The following is an 18,710-nucleotide window of genomic DNA, read 5'->3' on the forward strand; positions in this document are numbered from 1 at the left end:
AAGGAGCCATCATGGAAGCGCGAAAAAAATGGATGGTGATCGGGGCGGGGGCTGTCGTGGTGGTGGCAGTGGGCTGGGTCGGCCTGTCCGCCTATGCCAGCAGCCGTGCGGAAGACAAACTCTACGCACTGCTGGATCAGTATCACTTGCGTGGCAGTGTGCAATGGCAGGATCTGTCGGCCTCGCCGTTCGGGTCGGTCTCCCTCAAGGGGGTGCAGATTTCGCCTCCGCAGATAAAAGACGTTCGTTTCGATATTCAGCAGTTGGATATCGACGACCTGGAAAGCTCGTCGGATGAATCTCGTGCGACCCTGAAGTTCAGCAAGATCTCATCCACTGGCGGCCATAGCCCTCTGGGGGGGCTGTCCATGATCCAGGCGGCAGGCCGCACCGAATTGCCCGCCATGTCATTGCAACTGGCCTGGGACTTCCAACGAGAGGCCGATACGGGCAGTCTGCATGTTCAGTTGGGCCAGCCAGAGGCTTTCCAGTTGGGAATCGACCTGGAACTGGCGCGGATTGCGGACTTGATGCGGGCAGTCCATGCGTTCGCGGATGACTCATCGGATGGCAGGTCATCGCCGGGCCGCGGGATGGGCGGTATGCGGGGTGCTGGCGGCATGCCGGGGCTGAGCGATCTTGCTCGCCTGGGCAGCCCTTTGATGCTGCTGGGTCTGGTCGGCCCGCAACTGGGCGATGTGGCATTGCATCGTGCATCCCTGGATTTTCAGGATCAAGGGTACGTGAAACGCACGATTGCCATCCTGCAGCGTTCCCGGTTTCGGGTGGTTCCCGGCAAAGGCGATGCGGCCAAACAGCGTGAAGTGCAATTCAAGCAGTTTGCCGATGACACGCTCAAAGACTGTCAGCAACAGGGAGACGACCTGAAATCAGTCGTGCAGGGGGGCATCGATTGCGATGATGTTCTGGGCTTCTTGACCGGCGATGAAGATCGACTTCGCCTGACGCTGGAACCTCAGCGGCCCGTCCCGATCCTGGATCTGATCCAGGCGGGGATGCGCAATCCTGAGCAGGCGGCCCGGATGTTGAACATCAAGGTCAATTAGCCGGCAGACTTGAGCGTCGGATCATGGCCTTGTCCGGGCATCCCGCAGATCCGCGCAGATCGCCTCCGCCGCGTCCACCAGCCGGGGCCCCGGTCGGTGCAGCCAGTCGGGATCGACTGCGTAGATGCGGCCCTGGCGGGCGGCAGGCAGTCCATGATTGGCCCACCATTGACTGCGAACGGCCAGCGTTTCCGTGCCATAAGGGGACAGGATCAGCACGTGCGGGTTCAGGTGCAGCACCGATTCCACGCTGACCTGGGGAGCGGCCACGCGGCTGTTCGCATAGGGATTGACGCCGCCGCAGCGCGCCAGCAGGTCGTTGATCAGGGGATCCTTGCCCAAGGTGTACAGGGGGTCGGCGCTGATTTCGATGAAGACGGTCTGGCGCGGGGGCGGCGCCGGTATCAGGGCGCGGATGCGGCGCGCCAGGGTGTCTGCAGCGGCGTCGGCCACGAGCTGGGTGCCCAGGCGTTCGCCCAGGTCGCGGATCAGCGCGGGGATGTCGTCCAGCGATTTCGGATCGGCGTAGATCAGGGGCACGCCCAGCGGTTCCAGGCGTCGCGCCAGGGAGCGCGAGCCGTCGGAGGGCTGCCAGCCGATCACCAGGGTCGGATGCAAGGTCAGGATGCGTTCTTCGCTGAACTGGATGCCGTCGCCGATGCGCGGGATGGCGCGCGCTGCGGGCGGATGGTCGCTGCGCAGCACGGTGCCGACGATGTCGGCGCCCGCCCCGGCGGCGTAGACCAGTTCCGTGGCGCTGGGGGCCAGGGTGATGATGCGGGGCTGGGCGGCCGCACCGGCAAGACCCGTCCAGGCAAGGCCCAGGCCGAGGCAGACGGCGGCGGCCAGGCGCGGCAGGCATCGCCGCATCCTGCCGAAGTTGCCCGCCGTCGGCCGTGTCATGCCTACATCCGCCAGGACAGGTTGACGAACACGTTGGACCCCGGCGTGTTGTAGCCGTCCACCAGCACGTAGTCCTTGTCCAGCACGTTGTTCCAGCGCACCTGCACGCCCAGGGACTTGCTGAAGTCGTAGGCGGCGGTCAGGTTGACGAGGGAATAGCCGCCGAGACGGGTCTTGTTGGCGAGTTCGGCGTAGCGGTTGCCGGTGTACTGGTATTCGGCGCCCAGCTTCAAGGCCTGGATGCGGTGCTCGATGCCCAGGTGGAAGACCTGGCGGGCGCGGTAAGGCAGCATCGAGCCTTCGCCCTGTTTGGGGTCGTCGTTGCGCGGGTCGAGGAAGTCCGCGCTGGCACGCAGGGTGGTGTCGCCGAAGTTGTGTTCGCCAGTCAGGGTCAGGCCGCGAATGGTGGCCTGGTTGACGTTCTGTGGGGAAGACAGAAAGACTGCAGGATCGTAAACGTTGACGATCAGGTCGCGAACCTTGTTCTGGTATGCGGTCAGCCGCAGCAAGGTGCCTTCGTCCATGTACTGGACGTGTGCCTCGATGTTCCTGGATTTTTCGGGCTTCAGGTCGGGATTGCCTTTATAGAAGGCTGCCGGATAATCCTGGTACAGATCAGCGAAGGTCGGGACACGAAATCCCGTGCTGCCGATGATGCCGACCTGCCAGGTATCTGTCAGGTCGAAGTCTAGGCCCAGGCTGCCCGTTGTCTGGTTGCCATGATCCGTGTAGTTGTCGTTGCGCACGCTGGCTTGAGTGTGCAGCCGGTCGAAGCCGCCCTTGTAGATCAGCGCTGCGCTGTTGATGTTCCGCTCCGTCCGATCGTAGGAGAAGTCGCTGTTGACGCGTTCCTCCAGGCGCTCTGTCAGGATCGAGACGCGGTGGTCCGGCAGAATCTGCAGATTGTTCTGCCACGACAATGTACGTTTCAGACTGGAGTGCACGAAGGATCCCTCTGTGGGGCGGCGATAGTCCAGTGAATCTCGCGCCCAGCCGAATCGCAGCACGCTTTCCCACTGATCTGTGATCTGATCCGTGCTGGTGATGCTGTACGCCTGCTGGCGAACGAGGTTGCGGACATTGTCCTCGGTCGCCCATGGGAAGTCATCTGCTGAGCCGTCGGAGTCGGCGTGCAGGGTGCTGTTGTAGGCGGCCAGGCCGATGTGGTGGCCTGGTGTCCACTGGTAGCCAAGTGTTCCCGACCAGCCGCGACTGGCATAGCCGTCTCTGTCTGTGTAGTGGCCCCAGCTATCGGTAGAACGGTTGTTGGCGAAATGCCTGCGCATGACGTCGAAGCCTTTGCTGCTGGCTGCGCTGGCAGAAAGGCTGTAGTCCCAGCCATCGCTGGCGCCCGACAGGCCCAGGCTGGACTTGATTGTTTCGTAGGTGCCATATCCCAGATTGGCCCAAGCAGACAGGGGGCGATCCTGCACCCCTTTCTTGGTGATGATATTGACCACGCCGCCGATGGCGTCCGAGCCGTACAGGCTGCTGGCGGCGCCGCGCAGGATTTCGATGCGCTCGACCAGAGCCGGGTCGATGGACTCCAGTCGGGTGCCGCCCGACAGCAGCTCGGTGGTCCGCATGCCGTCGATCAGCACCAGCGTCTGGCTGGGGTTTGCTCCGCGCAGAAACAGGCTGGTCGTTGTCTGTGGCCCGCCGGTGGTTGCAAGCTGCACGCCCGGCGCGCGCCCGATGATTTCAGCGATGCTGTCGCCGCGTGCTTCCGCCAGCTCTTTGGGGCCGATCACCGTGACGTCGCCGACGACATCGGCCAGCGGTTCGGCCACCCGGCTGGGGGTGACGACGATGTCCTGCAGCGCGGGAACGGCTGCTTCGTTGGATTGGGCCGTGGCGGCCAGGGGGAAAATACAGATGGCAGCGGCAATCGCGTGCCGCGAAAATGGGATGGTCATGACAGGCCCTGTAGGGTGCGCGTCCCCGCACACCGGAATCGTTAACACCTGCCAGCCGTGATGGATTCGCCCGGATGATTTGGAGGGCGGGCGCGGCGAGCAGGCAATCAGGAGGTCGAAGCAGGCCGGTATCGGGCTGGCGCGACCTGGGCCAAAGGCCGGGGTGTCGCGCGCACCGTTGCGGGGGCAGCACAGCTGGGTCCGGTAATGAACCGTCTGTTTCCCGTTTGAACGCCGGGGCGCGGATAAGCGCCCGGGCATACCTGTTTCGGCGGGTATTATAGAAGCCTTCCGCCGATAGCCGCGCCGCCTGGACTCCTGCAGCCGACATGCGGTTTGCGGAAACCCGTTTTCACGACCTGATCAGCCATGCCATTTGCGCCGCCCCCCATCGTCCCGACCCGCGACGACACCCTGTCCTTGCGTCTGCAACAGCGCATCGACCGCAAGACCAAACCACGAGGCAGCCTGGGGCGCCTGGAATCCCTGGCGCATCAGATTGGCATGATCCGCCGCACGCTGGCGCCGCGCCTGTCTTCCCCGACGGTCTTTGTCTTTGCGGCGGACCATGGCGTGGCCGATGAGGGGGTATCGGCCTACCCCCAGGATGTCACCTGGCAGATGGTGGAAAACTTCCTGGCGGGAGGGGCCGCCATCAATGTGCTGGCGCGCCAGCAGGGTGTGGCGCTGCGCATCGTCGATGCCGGGGTCAGGCATGACTTCGGCCGTCGCGATGGCCTGATCGATCGCAAGATTCGCGCCGGCAGCGGCAACCTGGCTGTGGAACCGGCCATGACAGCACGGGAATGCGAGCAGGCGCTGCAGGCCGGGGCGGATCTGATGGCCGGCACGGACAGCGACGTGGTCGGCTTCGGCGAAATGGGCATTGCCAACACCACGCCGGCTGCCGCGCTGATGCATCGCCTGACCGGCATTCCCATCGTGGACTGCGTGGGGGCAGGCACGGGGGTGGATGCCGCTGGCGTGGCACGCAAGACGCGAGTGATCGAGCGAGCCGTGCGACGGCACGCCGGCGCGCAGACGCCGCTGGATGTGCTGGCTGCCCTGGGCGGCCTGGAAATCGCCATGATGACGGGCGCCATGCTGGGCGCCGCGTCTCGTCGCCGGGTGCTGTTGATCGATGGCTTCATCGCCACGTCCGCCCTGCTGGTGGCCGCCCGCCTGAACCCGGCCATCCTGGACTACTGTGTGTTCTGTCACCAGTCCGGCGAGCGCGGCCATGCCCGTATGCTGCAGGCCTTGTGTGCGCAGCCCCTGCTGGATCTGGGCCTGCGCCTGGGCGAAGGCACCGGCTGCGTGCTGGCCTGGCCGCTGGTGCAGGCTGCCGCCGCCTTACTGTGCGACATGGCCAGTTTCGAGGACGCGGGCGTCAGCGATCGGCCGGATGGACTGGGTGGCGCCGATCAACCGCAGTCGGGCCGTTTCCAGGATGCCGGCATCGGCGATGAGCAGGGTGGAGCATGAGCCAGTCTTCCCGGGCCGGCCGCCGAGGCCAAGCCCGCTGGCAGGATCGCCTGCGGCACGAAATCCGCTTGTTTTTCACGGCCCTGCAGTTTTTCACCCGCCTGCCGGTCCCTGCCTGGGTCGGATTCAAACCAGCTTGGCTGCAGCATTGCACCCGCTATTACCCTTTGGCGGGCTGGGTGGTCGGGGTGGTGGCGGCGGTGGTCTTTGCCCTGGCGCAGACAGTCTGGCCGCAGGCTGTCGCCGTGCTGCTGTCCATGGCAGCCGGGCTGGTGCTGACCGGTGCGTTTCACGAGGACGGCTTTGCCGACGTCTGTGACGGGCTGGGCGGGGCTGTCTCAAAGGAACGAGCCCTGGACATCATGAAGGATTCGCGCCTGGGCACCTATGGCGTGACGGGCCTGGGCCTGATGCTGGCGTTGAAGTTCGCTGCCTTGAGCGCCCTGCCGCCGATCTGGGTGGCGCCCGCCCTTTTGTTGGCGCACCCGGCCTCGCGCCTGGGCTCGGCCGCGCTGATCTGGCGCATGCGCTATGCGCGGGAAGAGGGCAAGGCAAAGCCTTTGGGGCGGCGCATGCGCGATCGGGAATTCCTGATCGCGGCGGCGTGCGGCGGGCTGCCTGCGCTGATGCTGGTCATGACGGGGATGCTGCCGCCGGCTGGAGTCGCCTGGGCGTTGATGGCCGGTGCGCTGGGGGCAGCGTGGATGGCCAGGACCTTGGCGCGGCGTCTGGACGGCTATACGGGCGACGGCCTGGGCGCGGCTCAGCAGCTCAGTGAACTGGGCTGCTATCTGGGTGTGCTGGCCGCTGTGGGTGGCTGATTACGCGCGGGCGGGCTGGCCGGCGCCGAACAGGACGTCCAGGATCCGGGCCCACAGGCCTTCTTGCGGCCGATTCGCCCGGGCGGCGAGTTCTTCTGCCAGCATGCGCTCGAAGGCTTCGTTCACGGGATAGTTCGAAAAGGGTGCCAACATGCTGCTCTCCTTGATTATGTTTGCTTGTCGTCGAGCGACTGGTGAAAGTCACCATAGGGTTAACCCTAGTATAGCGAAGTATTGAGCAAAAACCCAGCCTTTCGCGGCCGGATGGAACACGAATATGCACTATGGCAATGAGCAATAACCCGCGCACCGGCAGCGCAGTCCCCTCCCAGGGGCCGCGCCTGCTGCTCATCCGCCACACGGCGCCCGAAATCGCCCCGGGTCTCTGCTACGGTCGCCTGGACATCCCCGCCCGGCCACAAGAGCTGGATGCCTGGCTGGCCGACTGGGACAGCGGCCGCCATCCCGGGCAGCCCTGGGCCGGTTATCGGCAGGTGCTCAGCAGCCCCGCGCAACGCTGCCGGACCCTGGCCATCGCCCTGGCGCAGCGGCTGGGCCTGCCCCTGCACATCGACCCCGCCTGGCAGGAAATGGACTTCGGCGCCTGGGAAGGGCAATCCTGGGACGCCATCGGTCAACCCGCCATCGACGCCTGGGCCGCCGACCCCCTGGACTTCGCCCCCGGCGACGGCGAATCGGCCTGCGCCATGGCGCAGCGTGTCGTTGCGGCCTACGCAGCCTGGCGCCTGCAGGGCCAGGACACGATCCTCGTCACCCACGGCGGCGTCATCCGCCTGCTGCAGGTCTGGCACGCCGTCCTGCCAGCCAACGGCCCAGCGCCCGACCAGGCGGCCCTTCAATCCGCCTGCCGGCAGGCGCTGGATCAAGCCCCCCCGCCATGCGGCGGCCTGCTTCTGCTGGAGCCGTCCCCTGCCCCCTGACACCACGATGAGATCCCCATCGAAGCCATCAAAGCGATCCAAGCCCTCCAACCACCAGCGATACAATGAAAGTTTGTCCATCGCTCACCCGGATCCCGCCGTGTCCTATCCCGCCCTGCCTTATCCCATCGAATCCTATACCCACGGTGCCGACTTCGTGCGCCTTCTGGGCAAGCGCATCGTTGTGCTGGATGGGGCCATGGGCACCATGATCCAGCGCTACAAGCTGACCGAGGCCGATTTCCGGGGCGAACGTTTCGCTGCCCATGACCGCGACGTCAAGGGCAACAACGACCTGCTGTCCCTGACCCGGCCCGACGTCATCCGCGAAATCCACCAGGCCTATCTCGAAGCCGGCGCCGATGTCGTCGAGACCAATACCTTTGGCGCCACCCGCGTCGCCCAGGGCGACTACGGCCTGCTGGACATCGCCTACGACCTGAACGTCGCAGCGGCCCGGCTGGCTCGCGAGGCCTGTGATGCCGTCTCCACGCCCGATCATCCGCGGTTCGTGGCGGGGTCCCTGGGGCCGCAGCCCAAGACCGCGTCCCTGTCACCCGACGTCAATGACCCGGGCGCGCGCAACGTCACCTTTGAAGAACTGCGCGTTGCCTACACCGAACAGATCAACGGCCTGATCGATGGCGGCGTCGATATCCTGCTGGTTGAAACCATTTTCGACACCCTGAACGCCAAGGCCGCGATCTTCGCCATCGAAACCGTGTTCGAAGAACGCGGTATCCGGCTGCCGGTGATGGTCTCCGGCACTGTGACGGATGCTTCCGGGCGCATCCTGTCGGGCCAGACAGTCGAAGCCTTCTGGAATTCCGTGCGCCATGCGCGGCCCGTCACCATCGGCCTGAACTGCGCCTTGGGCGCCGCCCTGATGCGCCCCTACGTGGCCGAACTGTCGAAAATCTGCGACACCTACGTCTGCGTCTACCCCAATGCCGGCCTGCCCAACCCCATGGCGGAAACCGGCTTTGACGAAACCCCGTCCGACACCTCCGGTCTGCTGGAAGAGTTCGCCCAGGCGGGCCTGGTGAACGTGGTTGGCGGCTGCTGCGGGACCACGCCGGATCACATCCGCGAGATCGCTCGCAAAGTGCGCGGCCTGCCGATGCGCCAGCCGCCGGTCATTCCGGTCAAGACGCGCCTGTCGGGCCTGGAACCGCTGAATTTCGATCGTGACACGCTGTTCATCAACGTGGGCGAACGCACCAACGTGACCGGCAGCAAGATGTTCCTGCGCCTGATCCGCGAGGAAAAATTCGATGAGGCGCTGTCCGTCGCCCGCCAGCAGGTCGAGAACGGCGCCCAGATCATCGACGTCAACATGGACGAGGGCATGCTCGACGCCCTGGCCCTCATGCCGCGATTCCTGAATCTGCTGGCCTCCGAGCCCGACATTTCCCGCGTGCCGGTGATGATCGACAGCTCGAAATGGCCCGTGATCGAGGCCGGCTTGCGCTGCGTGCAGGGCAAGTGCATCGTCAACTCGATTTCCATGAAAGAAGGCGTCGAGCCCTTCATCGCACAGGCGAAACTGTGTCGCAAGTACGGGGCCGCCGTGGTGGTCATGGCCTTTGATACGGATGGGCAGGCCGACAGCCTGCAGCGGCGCATCGACATCTGTTCGAAGGCCTACGACGTCCTCGTCAACCAAGTGGGCTTCCCGCCCGAAGACATCATTTTCGATCCCAATGTCTTCGCCATTGCCACGGGCCTGGAAGAGCACAACCGCTACGGCCTGGATTTCATCGAAGGCGTGGCCTGGATCACGGACAATCTGCCGCATGCCCGCACCTCCGGCGGCATCTCGAACGTCAGCTTTTCGTTCCGGGGCAACGAGGCCATGCGCGAGGCCATCCACGCCGTCGTGCTGTACTACGCCACGCAGCGCGGGCTGACCATGGGCATCGTCAACGCCGGCCAGCTGGGCGTCTATTCCGAACTGGACCCCAAGGCGCGCGACCTGATCGAAGATGTCGTCTTCAACCGCGAAGAACCGCTGGGCAAGACCGATCCGTCCGACGAGCGCACCTCCACCGAGCGCCTGGTCGAGCTGGCGGATACGCTGCGCGGCGCCGGCAAGAAACAAGAAGAGGACCTGGCCTGGCGCCAGGGCACGGTGCGCGAGCGCCTGACACATTCCCTGGTGCATGGCATCACGACCTTCATCGTCGAGGATACCGAGGAAGTCCGCCAGGAGATCGACGCGGCCGGCGGGCGCACGATCCAGGTCATCGAAGGGCCGTTGATGGACGGCATGAACGTCGTGGGCGACCTGTTCGGCGCGGGCAAGATGTTCCTGCCGCAGGTGGTGAAATCCGCGCGCGTCATGAAGCAGGCCGTCGCCCACCTGCTGCCTTTCATCGAGGAAGAAAAGCGCCTGCTCGAGGAGGCCGGCGGCGATGTGCGCTCCAAGGGCAAGATGGTCATTGCCACGGTCAAGGGCGACGTGCACGATATCGGCAAGAACATCGTCACGGTGGTCCTGCAGTGCAATAACTTCGAAGTCATCAATATGGGCGTCATGGTGCCCTGCGCCAAGATCCTGGACATGGCCAAGGAAGTCGGCGCCGACATGGTCGGCCTGTCCGGCCTGATCACGCCCAGCCTGGAGGAAATGGCCTACGTCGCATCCGAGATGCAGCGCGACCCGTATTTCCGCGAGCGCAATATCCCGCTGCTGGTGGGCGGCGCCACCACCAGCCGGGTCCACACGGCCGTGAAGATCGCCCCCAACTACGAAGGCCCGGTGATCTACGTGCCCGACGCCAGCCGTTCGGTGGGCGTGGCCACCAGCCTGATGTCCGATCAGGTCGAGACCTACCTGAAGGAAGTCGCCGACGAATACGAATTGGTGCGCGAGCGCCATGCCAACCGCAAGGCCACGCCCATGCTGACCATCGAGGAAGCGCGGGCGGCCAAGCCCGTCATCGATTGGGCGAACTACGTGCCGCCCCGGCCCAAATTCATCGGCCGGCGCACCTTCCAGCACTACGACTTGCACGAGATCCTGAAATTCCTGGACTGGACGCCGTTCTTCCAGTCCTGGGGCCTGATGGCGCAGTTCCCCGCCATCCTCACGGATAAGGTCGTGGGCGAGGAAGCCACCAAGCTCTACGCCGAAGGCCAGGCCATGATGAAGCGCATCGTCGAGGGCCGCTGGCTGACGGCCAATGGCATCGTGGCGTTCTATCCGGCCAACAGCATCAATGACGACGACATCGAAATCTATCGCGACGAGACCCGCCGCGAGGTCCTGCTGACCTGGCGCGGCGTGCGTCAGCAGACGCAGAAGCGCGACGGCGTGGACAACAAGTGTCTGGCCGACTTCATTGCGCCCAAGGATTCCGGTGTCACCGATTACATCGGCATGTTTGCGGTGACCGGCGGCATCGGCATCGAAAAATACGAAAAGCAGTTCCAGGAAGCCGGCGACGATTATTCCGTGATCATGTTGAAGGCCCTGGCCGACCGCCTGGCCGAAGGCTTTGCCGAAACCCTGCATGCCCGGGTGCGTCGCGACCTGTGGGGCTACGTGCCCAACGAGGACCTGCCCAACGAAGACATCATCGGCGAGAAATATCAGGGCATCCGTCCGGCGCCCGGCTATCCCGCCTGCCCGGAACACGTCGTCAAACGCCTGATGTTCGATCTGCTGGAATGCGACGAGATCGGTATGCAGCTGACCGAGGGCTTTGCCATGATGCCGGCGTCCAGCGTCTGCGGTTTCTACTTCAGCCACCCCCAGTCCCAGTACTTCAACGTCGGCAACATCGGCGCCGATCAGGTGGCGGATTATGTGCGCCGCACGGGACGCGAGGAAGACGATGTGCGCCGCACGCTGGCCAGCACGCTGCGCTGAGCGCCTCGGGCGGCCCACTGGCGGCCGCCCGCACAGGGTCCCCGTGCAAGGACGCCGCCGTGTCGCGTGACGACACTGCCCGCCGTCAGGCGCTGGGGGCCTTCCTGCGCAGCGCCCGAGCCCGGGTCAGCCCCGGCGATCACGGCCTGCCGTCCGGCCTGCGGCGTCGCACTCCCGGTCTGCGCCGCGAGGAAGTCGCCCAGCTGTGCGGCATCAGCACGACCTGGTATACCTGGATCGAACAGGGCCGCGAGGTGTCGGTGTCGGTCGACGTCTGGCGCCGGCTGGCCGAGACGTTGCGCCTGGCGCGCGCCGAACGGCATTATCTGTTCAGCCTGGCCGAATGCGCCGACCCGCAGGCCGGGCAACTGGATGCCGTAGCCTTGCCCGATGGCCTGAGCGATTGCGTGGACAGCATCCAGGGGCCGGCCTACATCCTGGACCAGGCCTGGAACGTGCTGGCCTGGAATCCACCTCTGCAGCGGCTGTTCGACGGTTGGCCGGGCAAGGGGCGGGCGAATCTGCTGCACTATATTTTCATGGACCCGGCCGCCCGCAGCCTGGTCGTGGACTGGGAAGAACGTGCCAGCCGCGTGGTGGCGGAATTTCGCGCCGATGTGGCGGCGCTGGCCGGGGATCCCGCCATCGGGGCCCTGGTGGCGGAACTGCAGGCGGCCAGTCCTCTGTTCGCGGGCTGCTGGACGCGACAGACCGTGGTGGACCGGGAAGGCGGTGTGCGCGAATTCCAGCATCCTGCGCGGGGACGGCTGCAGTTCCGGCAATTCACCTTTCGGCTGGCGATACGCCCCGACTGCAAGCTGGTGATGCTGCTCGACCAGGCCTGATCCGCCGGGGCGGGCCCTGACGGCATCAGGCCTCGCGGCGGTGGCGCAGCTGATTGCCCGAACGATTCGACAGCCGCCGGAAGGACAAGGCTGACGCTGCCACGCACAACGCTGTGACCGCGAAGCCCCACATCACATCGATGCGGTCGGCCTCGATGCCGCCGCGCAGGCCGATGCTGAGGTTCAACGTGACGGCTGCGCAGGCCACGCCCAGGCTGATGCCCAGTTGCTGGGCCATGGCGGAAAAGCTGCTGGCGCGACTCATTTGCGCGGAATCCAGGTCCGCGTAGGTCAGGGCGTTGACGGCCGTGAACTGCAGCGAACGGAAAAAGCCCCCGATCAGCAGCACCGTGACCATCAGCCAGACGGGCGTGCTGGCCTGGAACAGGGCGCAGGCGGCGGTGAAGCCGGCCGCGATCAGCGCGTTCCACATCAGCACGCGGCGAAAGCCGAAACGGTGCACGATGGGTGTGGCGACCAGCTTCATCAGGAGCGCGCCGGCTGCCGAGGTGAAGGTGATCATGCCGGCCGAAAAGGCCGACAGGCCAAAGCCCACCTGCAACAGGATAGCCAGCAGAAAGGGAGATGCGCCACTGCCGAAGCGGCACAGATTGCCGCCCAGCACCGAAACGGCGAAGGTCTGGGTGCGCAGCAGGCTGAGATCGATGATCGGATAGGTGGCATGGCGGGCATGGCGGATGTACAGCACGCCGCACGCCAGCCCCAGCAGCAACAGGCCGATGATGGCGCTGGCACCCATGTCGCCGTGGCCGATGGCCTCCAGGCAGATCATCAGCGTTGCCATGGACACGCCGCTGAGCAGGAACCCGAGGGTGTCCAGCCGGGGTTTGCCGTCGGGCACGTCGCGGGCGATGTAGTGTCGCACCAGCGCGATGCCCAGGATACCGACCGGAATGTTGATCAGGAAGATCCAGTGCCAGGACGCGTAGGTCACCAGGAAACCGCCCACGGGCGGGCCGATCACCGGCCCCAGCAGGGCGGGCAGGGTCAGGAACGCCATGGCCTGGACCAGTTCGGATTTGGGGATGCGTCGCAGCAGAATGATCCGTCCGACGGGCACCATCATGGCGCCCGCCGCGCCCTGGGCCACGCGCGAGGCCACCAGCTGCGCCAGGGTCTGCGATGCGGCGCAGGCCGCCGAGCTGATGCTGAACAGCAGGATGGCCGCGAGAAAGACGCGCTGGGCACCGAATCGATCGGCCGCCCAGCCGCTGATCGGCACGAAGACCGCCGTTGCCAGCAGGTAGCCGGTGATGGTGATGTTCATGTGCACGGCGCTGGTGCCGAAATCGCGGGCCATGGCCGGCAGGGCCGTGGCCACGACGGTGGAATCCAGCATCTGCATGAACAGCGCGCAGCCGACGATGAAGGGAATCATCCGCTGTTCTCGGGTGCGGGCGGGGAGGGATATGGAAGGCGGACTGCTGGGGTCGGGCATGGGGCACGCGCGAACGCCCGAGTGCAGTACACTTGGGGCGCATCGGTCATGAAGATCGGCAACGGCACTATTATGGCAAACAACTTCACCTCCGAACTGACTCAATTCATCAATCAATACAAAACGGATCATCCCGACACCGAGGCGCGTCAGCGCGCGGGCCGGTTCCGTCTTTGGGATAAAGACCTGGACGTCGAACAGCAGGACGGCTTTCGCGCCTCCCGCGTTGCCCAGGACCCCTACGTCTACTATCAAAAGGCCTGATCGGCCGCCATGCCGCCAGAACCCGCCACCGGGCTGGATGCCTTGATGGCGCCGGCTGTGGACAGCACGCCCGACGTGGTTGACCACGTGGCGCTCGCGCGGCTGTACGGCGAGCCTTTGTTCGCCATTCCCCAGGATCTGTACATCCCGCCCGATGCGCTGGAAGTCTTCCTGGAAGCCTTCGAAGGCCCGCTGGACCTGCTGCTCTACCTGATCCGCAAGCAGAATTTCAACGTGCTCGACATCCCGATGGCGGAAGTCACGGCGCAGTACCTGAGCTACGTCGAACAGGTGCGGCGCACCAATCTGGAACTGGCTGGGGAATATCTGCTGATGGCGGCGATGCTGATTGAAATCAAATCGCGCATGCTGCTGCCCGTGCGCCAGTCGGATACGGGCGAAGAGGTCGAGGATCCCCGGGCCGAGCTCGTGCGCCGCCTGCTGGAATACGAACGCATGAAGCTCGCGGCGCAGCGCCTGGATGCGCTGCCGCGCGTGGGCCGCGATTTCCAGGTGGCCCATGCGCAGGCCGATCTCAGCGTTGAAACCGTGCTGCCGGCCGTCTGCCCGGCCGATCTGCGGGACGCCTGGGCTGCCATCATGCAGCGGGCGCGCCTGAACGCCAGCCACCGCATCACCCGCGAGCAGCTCTCGGTACGCGATCACATGAGCCACATCCTGCGCCGCCTGTCGGACGTGCGTTTCATGGAATTCACCGATCTGTTCATGGAACGCATCCGCATGGGGGAACCCGCCGCCGTGATCGTCGTGCACTTCCTGGCCTTGCTGGAACTCGCGCGCGAATCCCTGCTGGAAATCACTCAGGCGGCGCCCTACGCGCCGCTGTATGTCAGACTGTCCTATACGCGCTCGGCCTGAGGGCCCGCGCCGGAGCTTGCCTTGAAAGTCGTTCATTCCATCGAAGACCTGCGTGACCAGCTGCGAGGTCAGTTGCGCGTCGCTTTCGTCCCTACCATGGGCAATCTGCATGCCGCCCACCTGTCGCTGATGCGATTGGCCCGCCAGCATGGCGACCCGGTGGTGGCCAGTATTTTCGTCAATCGCCTGCAGTTCGCCCCCAACGAGGATTTCGACCGCTATCCGCGCACGCTGGCGGAAGACATCGAAAAGCTGGAAGGCGAGCGCGACGTCTATGTGCTGTTCGCCCCGGACGAGCGCGAACTCTACCCAGAGCCGCAGAACTTCCGCATCCAGCCCAGCGACGCCCTGGGAAAGATCCTGGAAGGTGAATTCCGCCCGGATTTCTTCATGGGCGTCAGCACCGTGGTGCTGAAGCTGTTTTCCTGCGTGCAGCCGCGTGTGGCGGTATTCGGTAAAAAGGACTACCAGCAGCTGATGGTGGTGCGGGCCATGTGCCGGCAGTTCCAGTTGCCGGTGGAAATCCTGGCGCACGAAACCGTGCGTGATGCCGACGGCCTGGCGCTGTCTTCGCGCAACCGTTTCCTGTCGACCCAGGAGCGCGCCGAGGCGCCTCAGTTGTACGGCTTGCTGCAGCAGGTGCGCGACACGATCATCGGTGGCCAGGACGACAGCGCCGCCGTCGAATCCCGGGCCATGCAGATGCTGCGGGATCGCGATTGGGATCCGGATTACGTGGCAGTGCGCCGCCAGCGCGATCTCCTGCCCCCCAGTCAGGCCGAGATCCGCCAGGGCGAACCCCTGGTCGTGCTGGCGGCTGCCCGCCTGGGCAGCACGCGACTGATCGACAATCTGGAATTCCAGGTGGGCGCCTGAAGCGCCCGCCCCCAGGGCGAGACATCACTGCCCCGGACGTCTGGCAGGCCTGACAGCTGCCGGGGGCCTGGGGGCGTGACAGAATCCCCGCATCAAAACGAAAAATGGGGACTGCCGTGACAATCATGGGTATGAATCCGGGGGGCGCGCAGGCGCGAGAGCCGATCATCCAGCGCCTGACGACGCGTGAACGCGAGGTCGCGGACTACATCACCCGGGGGCGTTCCAACAAATACATTGCCGCCGAACTGGGTGTGTCACAGCGCACGATAGAGGCCCATCGGGCGCGTATCTTCATGAAGGTCGGCGTGCGCAATGCAGTTGAACTCACACAGCATTACGCGCGCTGGAACCTGTTCCGCCCCGACGAACAGGCCCGGGTGTCGCAGCATGGCGCCGTGCGCCAGCGCCAGCACCCGGCACGGGTGCCGCAGGCCGGATCAGCGTGCGGCGCAATGCTGGGGCGGCTGGGACGATAGTTCCGTGATCGGGTCCAGGTCGGCCTGACGGGTCAGGCGGGATTCCAGCAGCGGCACCTGGCCGTTCAGGCGCGTGACCCGCAGCACGTTGGATGTGCTGAATTCCAGGCTGGCCCGGGCCTGTTCGCCGGTTTGCAGGACGATGCGCACCGGGTCCGTGCCCGTCAGAAACCAGCAGCCCAGGCTGGTGCGGGCGGGCCCGCTGCCATTCACCGGCGTATTGCGGGCGCGCCATTGGCCATCGGGGGCCAGGGTCAGGGTCATGCGGCTGGGCGGGCATTGGCTGCCGTCCATGCAGGCGATGGTGCCCAGGTAGGTGCGGGTATCGGCCAGTTCCTGGGGCAGGGCCTGCGTGCTGGCGCTGGGGGCCGGGCTATCGCCTGCGGCCGTCCCGGCTGCCGGCGACGTGGATTTCTGACCCTGGCCACCAAAGCCCAGCTGCAGCTGGGACGGTGCCTGGGTCGTGGCGTCTCCTTGTGCGCGGTGCAGGGCATCGGACGTCGTGTTTTCACGCGGGGTGTCGTAGTAGCCCGGTGCTTGTTGCTGGGCGCAGGCGCCCAGCAACAACAGCAGGCTCGGGCCCAGCAGGCGGGTCAGGGAAATGGCAATGGGGCGCGGCATGACGGTATCGGTCGGATGGGCGAAAACGCCATTCTACGCATTTGCGGCCCGCTTGGGCAGGAATGATCACCGAGATGGCTGATGGCGGCTGGGCCGGGCTGGCCATGATCGGGGTGACGATCCTGTGCGCAGGCGCGGGGCTGGGGTTCGCATCCTGGGCGCGAGAATACGACGCCCGCCTGCAGGCCGGCGCTTTGCCCGACATGTGCACACTGTGGCGGGCGGCGCATCGGGCCTACCGTCGACCTTTTCGGCGGGGGCGCAGCGGCTGGGGCGCCGTGGCGGCAGGTGGCCTGGCGGCCTGCCTGCTGACGCAACAGGGCTGGGCCGGCCTTGCGCCCCTGTTGCTGGGATTGGGCCTGGCGGTATTGGCCTGGCTGGATGGGTACAGCGGCCTGCTGCCGGACGCCCTGACACTGCCCTTGATGGCAGCAGGCTGGTGGCTGGGATCGCTGGGCCTGGCAGATGCGCTGGGCGCCTCTGTCGCAGTGTGGCTGGGCCTGGCGGTATTTGCCGGGCTGTATCGCCGGCTGCGTGGCCGCGACGGCTTTGGGGGTGGGGACGTCAAGTGCCTGGCCATGCTGGCGGGCTGGCTGGGCTGGCCCGCCGCGCTGACGATTCTATGGTGGGCCAGCATCCTGGGGTTGCTGGATTGGGCCTGCCGTCCAGGGCAGCGACAGGGCGCGCGACCTTTTGGCCCGTACCTGGCGGTGGCGGCCTGCCCCTGGATCCTGTGGCCCGAGGCCATCGCGACCGGGATGATCCGACTGGGCTGGATGTGACGTACACGTGCCGTGCACGTCGGGGCTTCGGTTCCCGGGCCCGTTCCCTGGGGTAAAGTCATGTTTTCACCTGATGGGCGAGATGCGCACATGTTTTCGATCGGCCTGACGGGCGGGATCGGGTCCGGCAAGACCCAGGTAGCCGATTGGCTGGCCCAGTGGGGGGCAGCCGTGATCGACACCGACAGGATCGCCCACGAATTGACGACCAGCGCGGGGGCCGCCATCGAACCCCTGCGCCAGGCCTTCGGCCCGGCCGCCATCACGGCGGATGGCCGGCTGGATCGCGGCTGGATGCGCGATCGGGCGTTCGCCGACCCGGATGTCCGGCAGCGACTGGAAGCCATCCTGCATCCGCTGATCGACCAGGCGGTGCGCGCGCAGGCCGATCGGGCGCAGGGGCCGTATCGGGTCTACGTGGTGCCGCTGCTGGTCGAATCGGGGCGCTGGCGTGATCGCGTGGACCGCATCTGCGTCGTCGATTGCGATCCGGCCACGCAGGTCCGCCGGGTGCAGGGCCGCAGCGGGCTGACGCCGGAGACCATTGAGCGTATCATGTCCGCTCAGGCTTCCCGGGAAGACCGCTTGGCCGTTGCCGACGACATCATCGTCAACGATGGCGCCACCGATCTGGACGCGCTGCGCCGACGGTCCTGGTCCTGCCATCAGTCCTGGTGCGAACTGGCGTCCCGGTCGTCCCATGGATCGGCCATTCATGATTAGGGTCTTTTGCGTGTGATTCTGTACGAGTACCCCTGTAATGAACGCGTACGCACTCTGCTCCGGGTAGAGTACCTGTTCGACCGCCTGTTCTATTTCGCGCGCGGCGAAGACGCGCATCATCACCAGATCGCCATGATCACGCTCTTCGACCTGCTGGACGTCTGTGAACGAGCCGACGTGCGCACGGCGGTCCTGCAGGATCTTGACCGGCATCGCACGGCCCTGTCGGCCTTGCGCGAACACCCGGGTGTCGATCGCCCCACGCTGGACAACCTGCTGGACGAAATCCAGTCCGTGTCCGGTTCTCTGGCGGGCCAGGGGCGCATCGGCCAGTGCCTGCGCGATAACGAATGGCTGGCCAGCCTGCGCGGCCGGATCACCGTGCCGGGCGGATCCTCGCCCATCGACCTGCCTTCCTACTACGCCTGGCAGATCAAGCCCGCCGATGCGCGGGTGCGCGACCTGGGCGGCTGGATCGAACCCATCATGCCGCTGCATCGCGCCATGGCCTTGATCCTGCAGTTGCTGCGCGACGCGGGCGACGCCCGCGACCAGGTGGCCAGCCAGGGTGCCTACCAGGAAATGCTGGGTGGGAAAACCTTCCAGCTGCTGCGGGTCTGGGTAGATTCTCAGCAGGAAGTCTTCCCTGAAATCAGCGCCAACAAATACGTCATCTGGGTGCGGTTTTCCTCGCAGGACAATGTCGTGAAGCCGCAGCCGGCCAATCGCGACATCGCCTTTCGCCTCGCCCGCTGCAACATCTAGGACTTCCCAT

General features: G+C 65.6%; 18 protein-coding genes and 1 riboswitch. Of the genes, 13 read left to right on the top strand and 5 right to left on the bottom strand.

Features of this window, described 5'->3' with window-relative positions; translation table 11 throughout:
- Nucleotides 1–11 precede the first annotated feature (11 nt).
- Nucleotides 12–1,067 carry a hypothetical protein gene (locus VDP74_RS08685; RefSeq protein WP_322999232.1) on the top strand — a complete coding sequence of 352 codons (1,056 nt, stop codon included), beginning with the start codon at nucleotides 12–14 and terminating at the stop codon, nucleotides 1,065–1,067.
- Nucleotides 1,068–1,088: 21 nt separating this feature from the next.
- On the opposite strand, the gene VDP74_RS08690 is transcribed toward VDP74_RS08685, so the two are convergent.
- Together VDP74_RS08690 and VDP74_RS08695 are read right to left on the bottom strand one after the other, a co-directional pair.
- A complete protein-coding gene (locus tag VDP74_RS08690; RefSeq protein WP_322999233.1) occupies nucleotides 1,089–1,970 on the bottom strand; it encodes a cobalamin-binding protein in 882 nt (293 codons plus the stop codon).
- 2 nt (nucleotides 1,971–1,972) lie between these two features.
- Entirely contained in the window at nucleotides 1,973–3,886 is a 1,914-nt protein-coding gene (locus tag VDP74_RS08695) for a TonB-dependent receptor domain-containing protein (protein WP_322999234.1), read from the bottom strand.
- A 105-nt stretch (nucleotides 3,887–3,991) separates the two neighbouring features.
- Nucleotides 3,992–4,168, bottom strand: a riboswitch (cobalamin riboswitch).
- 87 nt (nucleotides 4,169–4,255) lie between these two features.
- Between VDP74_RS08695 and cobT the strand changes: the two genes are divergently transcribed.
- Together cobT and VDP74_RS08705 are read left to right on the top strand one after the other, a co-directional pair.
- Entirely contained in the window at nucleotides 4,256–5,371 is a 1,116-nt protein-coding gene (gene cobT, locus VDP74_RS08700; RefSeq protein WP_322999235.1) for a nicotinate-nucleotide--dimethylbenzimidazole phosphoribosyltransferase, read from the top strand.
- The gene (locus VDP74_RS08705) at nucleotides 5,368–6,192 is read left to right on the top strand and encodes an adenosylcobinamide-GDP ribazoletransferase (protein ID WP_322999236.1); all 825 of its coding nucleotides are present in this window, start codon (nucleotides 5,368–5,370) and stop codon (nucleotides 6,190–6,192) included. Before cobT ends, VDP74_RS08705 begins: the two co-directional genes overlap by 4 nt.
- Here the strand turns inward: VDP74_RS08705 and VDP74_RS08710 are convergent, their stop codons facing one another.
- Entirely contained in the window at nucleotides 6,193–6,345 is a 153-nt protein-coding gene (locus tag VDP74_RS08710) for a hypothetical protein (protein ID WP_322999237.1), read from the bottom strand.
- Nucleotides 6,346–6,476: 131 nt separating this feature from the next.
- Between VDP74_RS08710 and VDP74_RS08715 the strand changes: the two genes are divergently transcribed.
- The 3 genes from VDP74_RS08715 to VDP74_RS08725 all read left to right on the top strand — a co-directional run bounded on the left by VDP74_RS08715 (nucleotide 6,477) and on the right by VDP74_RS08725 (nucleotide 11,852).
- Nucleotides 6,477–7,133, top strand: a complete 657-nt coding sequence (locus VDP74_RS08715) for a histidine phosphatase family protein (protein WP_322999238.1) — start codon at nucleotides 6,477–6,479, stop codon at nucleotides 7,131–7,133.
- Between the two features lie 100 nt (nucleotides 7,134–7,233).
- Complete coding sequence (gene metH, locus VDP74_RS08720; protein ID WP_322999239.1) at nucleotides 7,234–11,007, top strand: methionine synthase; 3,774 nt, start codon at nucleotides 7,234–7,236, stop codon at nucleotides 11,005–11,007.
- Between the two features lie 59 nt (nucleotides 11,008–11,066).
- Nucleotides 11,067–11,852, top strand: a complete 786-nt coding sequence (locus tag VDP74_RS08725) for a helix-turn-helix transcriptional regulator (RefSeq protein WP_322999240.1) — start codon at nucleotides 11,067–11,069, stop codon at nucleotides 11,850–11,852.
- Between the two features lie 25 nt (nucleotides 11,853–11,877).
- Here the strand turns inward: VDP74_RS08725 and VDP74_RS08730 are convergent, their stop codons facing one another.
- On the bottom strand, nucleotides 11,878–13,311 hold the full coding sequence (locus tag VDP74_RS08730; RefSeq protein WP_322999241.1) for a DHA2 family efflux MFS transporter permease subunit: 1,434 nt from the start codon (nucleotides 13,309–13,311) through the stop codon (nucleotides 11,878–11,880).
- Between the two features lie 48 nt (nucleotides 13,312–13,359).
- On the opposite strand from VDP74_RS08730, the gene VDP74_RS08735 reads away from it, so the two are divergent.
- From VDP74_RS08735 to VDP74_RS08750, 4 genes are all read left to right on the top strand, one after another.
- Entirely contained in the window at nucleotides 13,360–13,575 is a 216-nt protein-coding gene (locus tag VDP74_RS08735) for a DUF3460 family protein (protein WP_416232958.1), read from the top strand.
- Between the two features lie 9 nt (nucleotides 13,576–13,584).
- Nucleotides 13,585–14,454 (top strand): ScpA family protein, encoded by an 870-nt coding sequence (locus VDP74_RS08740; protein WP_322999242.1) that lies wholly within the window; start codon nucleotides 13,585–13,587, stop codon nucleotides 14,452–14,454.
- A gap of 21 nt (nucleotides 14,455–14,475) precedes the next feature.
- A complete protein-coding gene (gene panC, locus VDP74_RS08745; protein WP_322999243.1) occupies nucleotides 14,476–15,330 on the top strand; it encodes a pantoate--beta-alanine ligase in 855 nt (284 codons plus the stop codon).
- A 125-nt stretch (nucleotides 15,331–15,455) separates the two neighbouring features.
- Nucleotides 15,456–15,809: a response regulator transcription factor gene (locus VDP74_RS08750; RefSeq protein WP_322999244.1), complete on the top strand. Its 354-nt coding sequence runs from the start codon at nucleotides 15,456–15,458 to the stop codon at nucleotides 15,807–15,809.
- Here VDP74_RS08750 and VDP74_RS08755 read toward each other — a convergent pair.
- Nucleotides 15,771–16,430, bottom strand: coding sequence for a hypothetical protein (locus tag VDP74_RS08755; protein ID WP_322999245.1), 660 nt, complete (start codon nucleotides 16,428–16,430; stop codon nucleotides 15,771–15,773). The genes VDP74_RS08750 and VDP74_RS08755 overlap by 39 nt on opposite strands.
- A 62-nt stretch (nucleotides 16,431–16,492) precedes the next feature.
- On the opposite strand from VDP74_RS08755, the gene VDP74_RS08760 reads away from it, so the two are divergent.
- From VDP74_RS08760 to zapD, 3 genes are all read left to right on the top strand, one after another.
- A complete protein-coding gene (locus VDP74_RS08760) occupies nucleotides 16,493–17,212 on the top strand; it encodes a prepilin peptidase (protein WP_322999246.1) in 720 nt (239 codons plus the stop codon).
- Between the two features lie 90 nt (nucleotides 17,213–17,302).
- Nucleotides 17,303–17,935, top strand: a complete 633-nt coding sequence (gene coaE / locus VDP74_RS08765; RefSeq protein WP_322999247.1) for a dephospho-CoA kinase — start codon at nucleotides 17,303–17,305, stop codon at nucleotides 17,933–17,935.
- Between the two features lie 12 nt (nucleotides 17,936–17,947).
- Complete coding sequence (zapD, locus tag VDP74_RS08770) at nucleotides 17,948–18,700, top strand: cell division protein ZapD (RefSeq protein ID WP_322999248.1); 753 nt, start codon at nucleotides 17,948–17,950, stop codon at nucleotides 18,698–18,700.
- Nucleotides 18,701–18,710 lie beyond the last annotated feature (10 nt).

The sequence above is a fragment of the Castellaniella sp. genome (genome assembly GCF_034674885.1).
Classification (GTDB): domain Bacteria; phylum Pseudomonadota; class Gammaproteobacteria; order Burkholderiales; family Burkholderiaceae_B; genus Castellaniella.

Coding starts and splice junctions, on each gene's coding strand:
- VDP74_RS08715 (WP_322999238.1), top strand. CDS start 6,477: ATGGCAATGAGCAATAACCCGCGCACCGGCAGCGCAGTCCCCTCCCAG.
- VDP74_RS08705 (WP_322999236.1), top strand. CDS start 5,368: ATGAGCCAGTCTTCCCGGGCCGGCCGCCGAGGCCAAGCCCGCTGGCAG.
- VDP74_RS08710 (WP_322999237.1), bottom strand. CDS start 6,345: ATGTTGGCACCCTTTTCGAACTATCCCGTGAACGAAGCCTTCGAGCGC.
- VDP74_RS08685 (WP_322999232.1), top strand. CDS start 12: ATGGAAGCGCGAAAAAAATGGATGGTGATCGGGGCGGGGGCTGTCGTG.
- VDP74_RS08690 (WP_322999233.1), bottom strand. CDS start 1,970: ATGACACGGCCGACGGCGGGCAACTTCGGCAGGATGCGGCGATGCCTG.
- VDP74_RS08750 (WP_322999244.1), top strand. CDS start 15,456: ATGGGTATGAATCCGGGGGGCGCGCAGGCGCGAGAGCCGATCATCCAG.
- VDP74_RS08755 (WP_322999245.1), bottom strand. CDS start 16,430: ATGCCGCGCCCCATTGCCATTTCCCTGACCCGCCTGCTGGGCCCGAGC.
- coaE (WP_322999247.1), top strand. CDS start 17,303: ATGTTTTCGATCGGCCTGACGGGCGGGATCGGGTCCGGCAAGACCCAG.
- VDP74_RS08740 (WP_322999242.1), top strand. CDS start 13,585: ATGCCGCCAGAACCCGCCACCGGGCTGGATGCCTTGATGGCGCCGGCT.
- VDP74_RS08730 (WP_322999241.1), bottom strand. CDS start 13,311: ATGCCCGACCCCAGCAGTCCGCCTTCCATATCCCTCCCCGCCCGCACC.
- VDP74_RS08760 (WP_322999246.1), top strand. CDS start 16,493: ATGATCACCGAGATGGCTGATGGCGGCTGGGCCGGGCTGGCCATGATC.
- cobT (WP_322999235.1), top strand. CDS start 4,256: ATGCCATTTGCGCCGCCCCCCATCGTCCCGACCCGCGACGACACCCTG.
- VDP74_RS08735 (WP_416232958.1), top strand. CDS start 13,360: ATGAAGATCGGCAACGGCACTATTATGGCAAACAACTTCACCTCCGAA.
- VDP74_RS08695 (WP_322999234.1), bottom strand. CDS start 3,886: ATGACCATCCCATTTTCGCGGCACGCGATTGCCGCTGCCATCTGTATT.